7 protein-coding genes are annotated in these 11,622 nt (G+C 43.1%); 5 read left to right on the forward strand and 2 right to left on the reverse strand.

The window, feature by feature from the left end; translation table 11 throughout:
• The first annotated feature begins 124 nt into the window (after positions 1–124).
• From B5E79_RS12620 to B5E79_RS12650, 5 genes are all read left to right on the forward strand, one after another.
• The gene (locus tag B5E79_RS12620; protein ID WP_087298279.1) at positions 125–3,625 is read left to right on the forward strand and encodes a DUF7601 domain-containing protein; all 3,501 of its coding nucleotides are present in this window, start codon (positions 125–127) and stop codon (positions 3,623–3,625) included.
• Positions 3,626–3,748: 123 nt separating this feature from the next.
• Positions 3,749–5,566, forward strand: a complete 1,818-nt coding sequence (locus B5E79_RS12625; RefSeq protein WP_087298280.1) for an isopeptide-forming domain-containing fimbrial protein — start codon at positions 3,749–3,751, stop codon at positions 5,564–5,566.
• A 92-nt stretch (positions 5,567–5,658) separates the two neighbouring features.
• Positions 5,659–6,507 (forward strand): class C sortase, encoded by an 849-nt coding sequence (locus tag B5E79_RS12630; protein WP_087298281.1) that lies wholly within the window; start codon positions 5,659–5,661, stop codon positions 6,505–6,507.
• A gap of 522 nt (positions 6,508–7,029) precedes the next feature.
• Complete coding sequence (locus B5E79_RS12635; protein WP_206393209.1) at positions 7,030–7,449, forward strand: AP2/ERF family transcription factor; 420 nt, start codon at positions 7,030–7,032, stop codon at positions 7,447–7,449.
• 1,519 nt (positions 7,450–8,968) lie between these two features.
• Entirely contained in the window at positions 8,969–9,928 is a 960-nt protein-coding gene (locus B5E79_RS12650) for an ORF6N domain-containing protein (protein WP_087298282.1), read from the forward strand.
• A gap of 521 nt (positions 9,929–10,449) precedes the next feature.
• Here the strand turns inward: B5E79_RS12650 and B5E79_RS12655 are convergent.
• Both B5E79_RS12655 and B5E79_RS12660 read right to left on the reverse strand, forming a co-directional pair.
• A complete protein-coding gene (locus B5E79_RS12655; protein WP_087298283.1) occupies positions 10,450–10,833 on the reverse strand; it encodes a DUF1284 domain-containing protein in 384 nt (127 codons plus the stop codon).
• Between the two features lie 2 nt (positions 10,834–10,835).
• Positions 10,836–11,384: a biotin transporter BioY gene (locus B5E79_RS12660; protein WP_087298284.1), complete on the reverse strand. Its 549-nt coding sequence runs from the start codon at positions 11,382–11,384 to the stop codon at positions 10,836–10,838.
• Between the last annotated feature and the right edge of the window lie 238 nt (positions 11,385–11,622).

Below are 11,622 nucleotides of genomic sequence, written 5' to 3' on the forward strand. Positions count from 1 at the left end.
ACACATATTTCAATTTTACATATAAACCTAAACGTCATCAACTACGTATTAATAAAGTTGATAGAAAGGAGAAGGTATATTTTAATGACTGATAAATGAGTCAATTATAATATACCAGGTAAGTATGAAACAGCAAGTAAAAACAAAGTGCAGGCAGGGGTTCATCCTGGTCATCTGCTTATGCGTATTTCTTTTCACAGACACAGCTTCCGTATTTTCTGCGTATACAAGTGGAACGACCGGCCATACAGCAGATGATGACACACGGGGGACATATACGACTTACTTGAATGACAAAACAAGCGGCGAGCTGACTACTGAATTTTCCGGGCGTGTGTGGGCGGACAAGACGGTAACAACCGATGATCAGAAATTCAGCGGTGATGTCGGTAATAATATCACTGTGCAGAATGATTCGGATTTTCTGGTGACGTATTCTGCGCTGGCGACCACACAGAGCATTACCGGAGAGGCTCAGAGTCCGCTTGATGTAGTGTTTGTAGTGGATTTTTCGGGATCGATGATCTCAAATGCAATGGATGACAATGAAAGTCGGCTGGCTAATCTGCTGGATGCGCTGAACAGTTCGATTAAGACTCTGATGGAGGCCAATGAATATAACAGGGTGGCGGTAGTGCGTTATTCTGGATTACCAAAACAGAACACAAACAGAACAGTCACTGCTTCACAGGTATTGGTTCCGCTCGGTCATTACGATGTGAAAGATACATATTTTACATGCAGTAATGATGATGCCGTTGCATCTCGCGGCAATGTAAATGTTTTATGGGATGTAGGATCGAATTCCGGCTCTCATACAATTCATACTGAGGATGCAACGAACACGCAAATGGGACTCTATACGGGGATGAATTTGCTGACTCAGTGTACAACTACTGAGTATATTGATGGAACAGAGGTTAAGAGAGTTCCTGCTGTCATTCACCTTTCTGATGGAAATCCGACGGTTTCTTCTGACAGTCAGACATGGTGGGCTCCTGACAACAATTCAAATAACGGAAATGGTGTTGTGCGCTGGCCTTCCGCAGGAAACAGCATGAAAGCCCTTATGACTGCTTCCTATATGAAAAAAGAGATAGACGCGCATTATGGATTGCAGAACGATGAAGACTACCGCGTCAAAGTATATAACATTGGAATGGGGCTGACGGAGATTCATCAGGAAGCATCTGATTCTCCAAACGGATATCCTGCCGCAGCCCAGGCTTCAGCAGATATCACCTTGAACCCGGGAGAAGTTCTTGGAAATTCAAATTATGTGTATAGAAACGATGAGTATAGCCAAAATATTGGAGGAACTGGACACAACGCTCCATCAGTTTATAAATACAGCATTGTGGGGGATATTGAGAATGCCTGGAATTTATATACGAACAATCAGTCTTTAACGATGGAGATTTTATATAGTATTTCAGGGACGGGTAATCAGTGGAATCCACACGAAGACTTTTATGAAAATTATACTTTTACACACCCGGATAGTGGAGAGGATATCAACACCCTGAATTATGTTGATCAATACTTTGCGGCAAATAATGCCAGTGCCGTGACAGATGTGTTTGAGCAGATTGTCAGCGACATCACAATGTCCGCCCCACAGGTGCCAACACAAATTGAGTCCGGTGCTGCTATCGACCAGAGCGGCTACATTACATATACCGATGAGATCGGCGATTATATGGAGGTCAAGGATGTAAAAAACCTGATCTTCTCCGGTACGAATTTTACAAATCCTAATATAACTACAAACACAAGCGGAAATACCACTACCTATACCTTCAGCGGTGAGATTGACAGTCCGGTTTACGGAACGCAGAATGCGAATGATATTGTTATTACGGTTACATCGAATACGGATAACACCGGAAAAATGACGCAGACACTTACAGTAAAGATACCTGCTTCGGCGATTCCGCTGAGGGTGAACACGGTGGAGCTGGATTCATCCGGGAATGTGAAAAGTCATACGACCAATAATGCCTATCCTGTGCGTCTTTGTTATACCGTAGGAGTGCAGGAGGGCGTAAAGAATGTTGACGGAACTGTGGATCTTTCAAAGATTGACGATGCGTACAAGCAGGCAAATACCGGAACGGACGGTCTGTATTTTTACAGCAACAAATATACGGGTGATATAAAGTGGGAGGATCAGGAGACAGCGGGCAACGCATACGTTGAGTTTACACCTGCGAAAAACAACCCTTATTTCTACGTTCAGGAAAGCATTCCTCTGTATACGGACGAAACATGTAATACTCCGGTAACGCAACAACCGACTTCTGATGACGGCAAAACTTACTATTATCAGGTACAGTATTACAGAGGTATGGAAAGCGTAACCGAAACCCGCTCGGTTACCGGAATCAAGGGGGCGACCGAACTAATAAATAATCAGTATTACGTGAAAGCAGGCGAAATAAACGCGCCTCGTGTTGATACCAAATATGCAGAAAAGACAATCAATAATACTTCTACTGCGCAGCTTTACTATTATGCGCATATGAACGGAGAAAACGCACAAATACATCTGGGCAATAACGGACGTCTTGCGGTAAAAACGGCTTCACTTGCCGTAGAAAAGGACATTGAAGTTCCAGAAGGAATTGACGCTGGACAATTTGCAAATCAGGAATTCTCTTTTACAGTGACGCTGACGTATAGTGATAGTAATAGTACCCCGGTTTCGGGGACGTTTACCACAAGGCATGTAGTTGATGATGGAAACGGATCTGAAGCATCTGTAGAAAACGGAATAACTTCATTGAATTTCACTGAAGGCATTGCCACTTTTGACCTCAAACCCGGTGAGAAACTCTATATCGACGGTCTTGTCAATGGATGGAGCTATACGGTAAGCGAGACAGATGATCCGAATGACGGCTTTGATCAGACTACGCCTGAAGACGGAAACGCCTCAGGTACACTCGAAGATGCAACGACAACAGCTTCGTTTGTTAATACATATTATCCCGGTTCTATTGCTGTGACCAAGCGGGACGGCGCGGGAGATCCGCTGAAAGGTGCAAAGTTCCAGCTCTATAAGGATGCTGGAACAGGCGGCAAACAGGCAGTCGGAAGTCCGGTTCTCACAGTGCCGAGAATACGGCAGACGATAGCGGAAGGAGATTCAGGATTTGACCTTAAGCATATGATTTTTACGGATACGGCTGGCAAGAGTTATCCGGTCCATACTGACGGCTCCGACACGAAGAGCTACTTCTACTACCGCAGCCTGACTGGCGACGAACAAAATAAATACGAAGAGGGTACCCTTACGGGTTACGAGGAAGTTGCAGAGTTCACAAATCTTCTTGTCAATGGAACGTACTACTTGAAGGAAGCTACGGTTCCGGCCGGATATAGCGCACCTCAAACGAACGATGAAGGATACCTGATCGTGGGAGAGAATGAGCAGACGAAAATTACAGTACCAACCTCAGATGGAGAAAATACGGTATATCATTTGTTGTTTACGGTGACGAACCATAAAAAAATGATCCTGCCAACTACGGGTCTTTCCGGCATCGGACGGTTTCTGGTAGCAGGGGTAGTGCTCCTGACAGCCGCAGTCATCCTGTGGAAGGTAAAAAAGCAAAGAGCATGACTGTAAATGCAGGCGCGCGGCGCCGCAGATGCAGAAGGCGGTAAATCAATGATATAAAAGCGTATCCATGTTTTTATATAAATCAGGTCTTATGAAAAAGAAGAAAAGGAAGGGGGAAACCTTATGAAAAAAAGTAACAGATTCTTATCTCGGCTCACAGGAACGTTGGCTGCACTGACGCTTGTGGTCGGACTGGTGCCTGCAACAGTGCTTGCTGCGGATGGAAGTGCGAGTATCACGATTACAGAACCGGCATGGTCGGATAGCAGTAAAGACTGGGCGGGTACAGAGGCAAATGCGTATCTAGTGCTGGATCAGGTAAATGACACAGAGACAGATCCTGCTAAGAAACTTTATTCCGTAACTAACGACTTCAATGCATTTTTCAACATCGATACGGATGACAACAACAGTTCGATCGATGAAATATTTGGAACTGTCGGAACTGGCGGCACCGTGTACCTGTGGTTAGACGGCAATGATCTTTCTGCCGGTACGACCCAGCCTGCTTCCGGTGAGTACATCACCTTCTCCGGTGATAACACCAAGGCGCTTGACAAGACCTACGGCGAGGCTGACCTGGTGAGCCGTATCGTTGGAGATAACGGTGAAGGTGGAAGCAATGCAGGTGTGTTCTATTCCTGGATTGAGAAGTATATTGAGGCGAATAACATAACTACGCCTCATACAGCAACAGCTGGTACAAGCGTCGGTACACACGGATCTGTGACGATCACTAACCTTAAAGAGGGCTACTACGCCATCGACTTTAAGAGCGTTCCGAGTGGCTTAAGCCTCAAGCAGGGTGTGATGATTGCCACGACAGGTGATATCTCGGCTCAAATGAACCTTAAGGCGGAGGATCTGCCTTTTGAAAAGAAGATAAGCGAGAAGGATGCAGACCAATGGCTTGATGAGCTTACTGCAGAGACAGGAGATGTGCTTGACTATCGGCTGACAGCAAAGGTTCCTACGCTGACCGACTACGACAATCTCACTGAGTTTACTATGAGTGATACGCTGGAAAAGCAGGAGTTTGATTCTGCCAGCGTTCAAATTGCTATCGATAATACCGTTGCTACACGGGGGACGGGTACTAACGAGAATACGTTTTATATTGGACAGACTCTCCTTGCGAAACTGAATCCGGTCAGCTATGCCGATGAAAAGAGTTCCTTCACCCTCATTTTTGAACCATCTGCTCTCGAGGCATATGAGGGCAAGACAGTCACTGTTACCTACAGTGCAAGGCTTACCACTGACGCGGTGAAGGTAAATGTCAATGACGCCGAACTGGTATGGAGCAATAACGGATCTGACAGCAGCCTGACTGATTCCACCGAGGTGTACACCTACGGCATCGAGCTGACAAAGACCTTCAGCGACGCTACTGTTTCAGCTGATGAGATTGGTGAGGTGACATTCCAGTTGTACAGGGTAAATGGGCAGAATGAGGAGCTCCTCTATTTTACCGGCTCTGCCGGAAGTTACATCCTTGTGTCTGATTCCAATGGAACGGGCAATGTGACGGCAGAACTAAAGCTTAATACGACCAGCAGGAAACTGACGGTTGTGGGTCTGGATGATGACGAGACCTACATCCTGAAGGAGACCGATACTGCAGACGGCTATAACCTGATTGACGAGAATGTCACAATTGATCTTGAAGCACAGCTTGACCCGAACGCAATGCTGCTCGACGAGGGTAAGACAAGTGTCAAACTGGGAAATACTTCTCTTAATGTGGGCTTTGTAAACAACGAGAGTTCCACAGATATGGCAATTGCGAGCGTTGCTTTTGAGCTGTACAACCAGAAAGGCTTCAGCCTGCCGAAGACCGGAGACGCAGGCACATGGGCGCTGACGGTGAACGGGATTCTTTTGATTGCTTCAGGCGTTGTGCTTGTTGTGGTTTCCAGAAGAAAAAAATCTTCTAAATAACGAGAATACAAGTTATTTGCGCAGGAATGGGCGGAGTATTCCGCCCATCCTTCTTTTCTGGTCAGTCAGTGTAGAAACGGAGGGCAAAGTAAGTGAAACAAAAGATATTGACGATATTGGCAATCCTGGTCTTTCTGGCTGGAATCTCTCTTTTGGCTTACCCGGTCGTCAGCAACCTTCTCTATGAAAAGGAGCAGGAAGAACTGATGGAGCATTATGGCAGCATCGTCGTGGAAAACCTGACGACAGATGAACGGGCGGCAGAACTGCAGGAGTGCAGGGAATACAACCGTGGACTTCTGCAGGGAGGCGTCCTGCTTACAGATCCCTTTGACATGAGCCAGCTGGATCCCTCCGCCATGCCCTATGCAGGACTGCTGAACGTGGACCAAGAAGGGGGAATGGCCTATCTGCGGATTCCAGCTATCGATGTGGAGCTAATGATCTATCACGGAACGGAAGAGGAAGTCCTGCAAAAAGGTGTGGGACATCTGCAGGGGAGCTCTCTCCCCGTAGGAGGGACAGGAACACACTGCGTCCTTTCGGCTCATACAGGACTCAATGATAAAAAGCTGTTCACAGACCTGGATCAGTTGGAAAATGGCGACATTTTTTATATCCATGTGTTGGGGGAGATCCTTGCATATCAGGTGGACCAGATCCGGGTCGTTCTCCCGGAGGAGACGGAAGATCTGAAGATCAATGCCCGGGAAGATTATGTCACGCTGGTGACATGCACGCCGTATGGGATCAATACACACCGTCTGCTGGTTCGGGGAACCCGCGTGCCCTATGAGGAGGAAAGAGAGCAGTCAGACGGGGCACTGAGAAAGGGAAGCTGGCTGGAACAGTATCGACTGGCGGCTTTTGCTGGCCTCTCTGTGGTGCTGGCTGCAGCGGCTGGCGGTTTCCTGTGGAGGCGAGTAAGAAAGAAAGGATAGCATGGCAAAAAAGTGGATCTGATCGGAATGAGATACGGAAAACTGACAGTTGTGGAGCGGACAGATCAGAGAGAACACGGCTACTGTCTCTGGCGGTGCCGCTGTGATTGCGGCGGAGAGATACTGGTCAGTACGAAGAGGCTGAAAAACGGGACTGTCACCGACTGTGGCTGTATCCCTGCGGATTCCGCCCGCAGAGGCCGTACTGCGGAGGATCTGACAGGGAGACGTTTTGGAAAGCTTACAGTGATCAGACGTATTAAAAATAAGTACAACAGGACTTGCTGGCTGTGTCAGTGCGACTGCGGAAACCAATGTGAGGTGACAGCGCATATGCTGAAATCGGGAAAGGTAAAAAGCTGTGGTTGTCTGCGGGGAGGCAAGATTTATGATATCACAGGACTTCGATTCGGCAGATTAACTGCTATAGAACCTACAGAAAGAAGAGACAGAAAAGGCTCTGTATACTGGCGGTGCCACTGCGACTGTGGAAATGAAACAGACGCAACGTAGGATAGCCTAATGTATAGAAATGTAAGAAGTTGCGGATGCCTGAAACAGGAAATTCAGAGACAAATTCCGGATCGTCTTCATCGGTTCGATGGAACCTGTGTGGAATTTCTCGATAAACGAAAATACAGGATCGATAATACCAGCGGTTTTCGAGGCGTGTTCAGGAGTAAAAATGGCCGTTTCTACGTGTCTATCGGCTTTAAAAATCAGAGGTTCTATCTGGGGACTTATCAAAACTATGAGGACGCCGTCGACATCCGGCTGAAGGCGGAGGAGCAGATCCACCATGCGTTTGTGGAAGCCTACCATATATGGAAAGAGCAGTGTATGTCTTCTCAGGAAGAAATTCCCTTTATTTTTGACGTGGAAAAAGTAGATGGAGAATTTAAGATTACAACAAATATAAATATGCAGAAATTTCCGATATAATTCGTCTGAAGCTGACGCGTGAAAACAATGCCTTGTCAGGGAAACAGCTACCTGCTGCAGAGGCTTTTTGTCCCTTAAATGCTTCATTTTTCCCTAAAAGTAATCATAATAAAAAATCTTCCCTTTATTGTCCACTGTGTATTGTTAGAGTCTACCGGTTGTTCTGGGTTTACAGTGGCTGATAGCAATTGACCAGAAACGATTTGAACTGTAGTAAAAGACCTTTTATTGCGAGTCTTGCGTGAACTGAACATGACTTGGATTGACAGTGGTCAGGAGACCTCCTAAGAATATGTTATAACGACCGCCTTTTGGGGAAAAGTGATTGACAACGAGTTAATCTAAGCCTAAAATTGAATAGATTTCAAAGATGTTTCCGTAGCTCAGCTGGATAGAGCGACCGCCTCCTAAGCGGTAGGTCGGAGGTTCAAATCCTCTTAGCGACGCCAAAAACTCCGCCGAAAACCCTTGTAAAATAAAGGTTTTCGGCGTTTCATATTTTACTATAGTTTTTCAAATCGTATATTCTTGTTAAATTTGATTAGCAAAAACACCTTTCTGCTAATCATTCACTACCATAGAATAGTCGAACCATTTTTAAATGATCATTTATGTACATATTTATGTTAGCATTTATACCTGGGGTTGTATCGACATCTTCGAAGAAAGTATTAATGTAGGACGAGCTTATATCTTCGTTAATAAAGAGCTTCAAAGGGTCAGCCGAGATGCTCTGGAGTAATTAAACGAAAAGGGCGTAGTATTCAAATTTCCACCTGCTCTTTCAAGCAACCATACTGCATTGGTGTTGAAAGATCCGAAAACACTGACGAGCGTGAGAAAAGTATTCTTGCCTAAGACTGTGGCAGAAATGCTTGTAAAGCACCGTAAAGAAATAGACAATCTCAAAGAGCTGTTCGGAGATGAGTACACCGATTTTAATATGGTGTTTGCATCTACCTGTGGTAGACAGATTGAGGGGCAAGTCATTAACTGAGCCTTAAAGAAACTCATTAACGATAACGACCTGCCACCTGTTGTTTTTTACAGTTTCCGCTATTCAAGCATCACATATAAGCTGAAGCTCAACGGCGGAAATATAAAGTCAGTGCAGGGCGGCTCTGGTCACGCATAAGTCAAAATGGTTGCTGATGTGTATTCTCATATATAGACGAGGACAGGAGAATAAATGCTCAGAGATTTGAAGAACAATTTTACCAGAGCAAGGCTACTCCAAAGGCTGAGGAGGTATCATCACAGGAAGAACAGGAAATGTTGCAAAAGCTCCTTGCAAATCCCCAAATGGTAGCACTTCTAAAATCGTTGGCAAAGAACTTATAAAGATGATGGGCAGTTCTCAAGATTGCCCGTTTTCTTTTGGGATTTGATATGGTAAAAAAATTGTCGTTTGGTATAATGAGAGTGTCGAAAATGATTGAGGTTGTAATTTGCAACATCAAAGCAGATGACACATAAAACTTGAAATGCCAGATTGGCATTTCAAGTTTAGGAGGATATAATGGCAACAGAAGATAGGAAAGAAGTTTTGTCACAAAATCAGATAGAAACTCCTGTTGTGGAAATAGTACAGCCTGTCATTGAAAAATTGATATATGTTATTCGTGATAAACAGGTTATGATAGACAGCGATTTAGCTATGCTTTATCAGGTGGAAACAGGAGCATTGAACAGAGCTGTAAAAAGAAATATAAAGAGATTTCCAGATGATTTTAGATTCCAGCTTACCGTGGAGGAATATGAAAACTTGAAATGCCAGATTGGCATTTCAAGTTTGAATGAAAATGGATATGGTGGACGAAGAACTTTACCGTATGTTTTTACCGAACAAGGAATATCCATGCTTGCAAGCGTACTTCATAGTGATATAGCCATAAATGTGAGCATTGGTATTATGAGGGCTTTTGTAGAGATGAGGCGTTTCATTGCTAACAATGCTCTACTCTTTGAGCGTATTAGCAATGTGGAATTAAAGCAGTTGGAATACCAGAAGCAGACGGACGAGAAGTTAGAGCAGATATTTGAATACATATCTGAACACGAGGAAGCCAGTCAAAAGATATTCTTTGACGGACAGATATATGATGCGTTTAGTCTGATTGTCAGCTTGATACAGAAAGCAGAGAAAGAGATTACGCTGATAGACGGGTATGTAGATGTAGGAACGCTTAATCTGTTAGCGAAGAAAAATGAGGGTGTATCTGTTACAGTTTACACTCATCAGCGAACACGATTAAGTAATATAGATGTGGCAAATTTCAATGCACAGTACCCTGCATTGGAAGTGAAGTATACGAGTGTGTTTCACGACAGATTTTTAATTTTGGACGGAAAAACAGCCTATCATATCGGGGCGTCTTTGAAAGATGCAGGTAAGAAAACTTTTGGAATTACGCTGATTAACGATGAGAGTATCACGAAAGACATCTTGCAGCGTTTAGAATTGGAAACGGAAGAATAGAAATTGCAAAAGGCAGTCCCCAAAATTGCCTTTCACCATACATACAAAACTTGAAATTACAATTTTCGATTTCAAGTGGCGATAAGATAAACGATATAACATTGTATGTCACGGGATAATAACCACCACCTAAAAGGTGGCTGATATTGACATCGTAACATTTCCCAAATCAAAAGGCTTGTGCTAAATGCTTGCTAAAAGGACGGTCTAAAATGCCTTAAAATTAGCAGTCACAAGGTGGTACGAAATAACATCTTTAATTCGTGAAAAGTCAGTAAATATGGGGATTAGTTAAACTTAGAAGGTAGCCTCCTTACCCTTAATGGTGTGACTCCTAAGCAGTAGATTGGGTGTTCGAATCACCTCGTGGACGTCATTTTATATAATGAATAGAAAGTTCTATCGCCTTGTAAACAGTCAACAGTTTGTGTTGGTTGTTTTTTTGTTAAAGTTGATTTTTTTATTTTCAACAAAATTTGAAATATATGTATAATAATGATAACGACCTGAAGCGGTCGTTTTTATGCTTTTCGTTCACAGACTTCTGTCCACTGACAATTTCCACATATACTTTTTCTTTGATCAGGAATGATAATCTTTTCATTGATCAGACGTGAAAATTCAAACCAGGAGATTTGTGAATTCTCTTTTAAACCACAAAAAGATAATACCATGTGATCATATCCTTGAACCAATTCTTTTGTTTTACAGACACCTTTAAGTAAGTTAGGACATTTTTGACAAATGATATCTTCCTTTATAACAACTTTGAAATCGGGATTATTTTTCATAGTATCATAAACAGATTGCATATGTTTGGTGAATTCTTCACTATAACCTTTTCCTTCAAAAAAATTGAAACACAAACCATGATGTGCTCTTAACTCTAATCGCTTCTTATTCATGATTATCTTTTCTTTAATCTGTTTGTAAGAAAAAGAGCAACGCCAATCTTTATCAAGTCAGGTATAATAAAGGGGATGACACACAATCCTAAAACGGTAGATAACCCAATGACACCTGAATGCTGGGTATAGATGAGCATAAACCAAGCAGTACCAAAAGCATAACATACAATCAAACCTGCTATCATAGAAAAAGCCAGGATGATTTGATTTCTACCCATGATTGTCTCTATTCCCCACATCAGTAATGCTGATAATAAAAAGCCCATAATATAACCACCCGTTGTACCTAGAAGAACACTTACGCCACCAGTCAATCCAGCAAATACAGGAATTCCAATAGCCCCAAGAAGGATATATGTCAAAACTGTCAATGTCCCTCTTTTACCACCTAAAAGACCAACTGTCGTAAAGACACCCATTGTTTGTAGAGTAAACGGAATACTGGCAGGAATGGAAATCCATGAACAAATAGAAATCATGGCAGTGAAAACACTCATATAGACAATATCTCTGGTTTTATTTGAATCAGTATCTTTTATATATTCCATAGTTTATACACCTCTTTTTCTAGTGAAGACAGTAGTCATCATAACAGATGTTTCTTTTATTGTAAACTATTAAATGTATTTTAGTTTACAATAAAATGTATAGTACTAGTTATTTGTAGAAAAATCTAACCCTAGATAAATGTTGGTAACTATATTTAAAATATATTGATTATATGGTCTTAAATGAAAATTCATTTGTAAAGTCACTATATCTTAGCTCACACATGGAGTTCATGAT

The sequence above is a fragment of the Massilimicrobiota sp. An134 genome, assembly GCF_002160815.1.
GTDB lineage: Bacteria > Bacillota_I > Bacilli_A > Erysipelotrichales > Coprobacillaceae > Allocoprobacillus > Allocoprobacillus merdigallinarum.

Excerpts from the sequence above, each read along its gene's own strand:
- B5E79_RS12650 (WP_087298282.1), top strand. The coding sequence starts at position 8,969 with ATGGCAACAGAAGATAGGAAAGAAGTTTTGTCACAAAATCAGATAGAA.
- B5E79_RS12625 (WP_087298280.1), top strand. The coding sequence starts at position 3,749 with ATGAAAAAAAGTAACAGATTCTTATCTCGGCTCACAGGAACGTTGGCT.
- B5E79_RS12655 (WP_087298283.1), bottom strand. The coding sequence starts at position 10,833 with ATGAATAAGAAGCGATTAGAGTTAAGAGCACATCATGGTTTGTGTTTC.
- B5E79_RS12660 (WP_087298284.1), bottom strand. The coding sequence starts at position 11,384 with ATGGAATATATAAAAGATACTGATTCAAATAAAACCAGAGATATTGTC.
- B5E79_RS12620 (WP_087298279.1), top strand. The coding sequence starts at position 125 with ATGAAACAGCAAGTAAAAACAAAGTGCAGGCAGGGGTTCATCCTGGTC.
- B5E79_RS12635 (WP_206393209.1), top strand. The coding sequence starts at position 7,030 with ATGTATAGAAATGTAAGAAGTTGCGGATGCCTGAAACAGGAAATTCAG.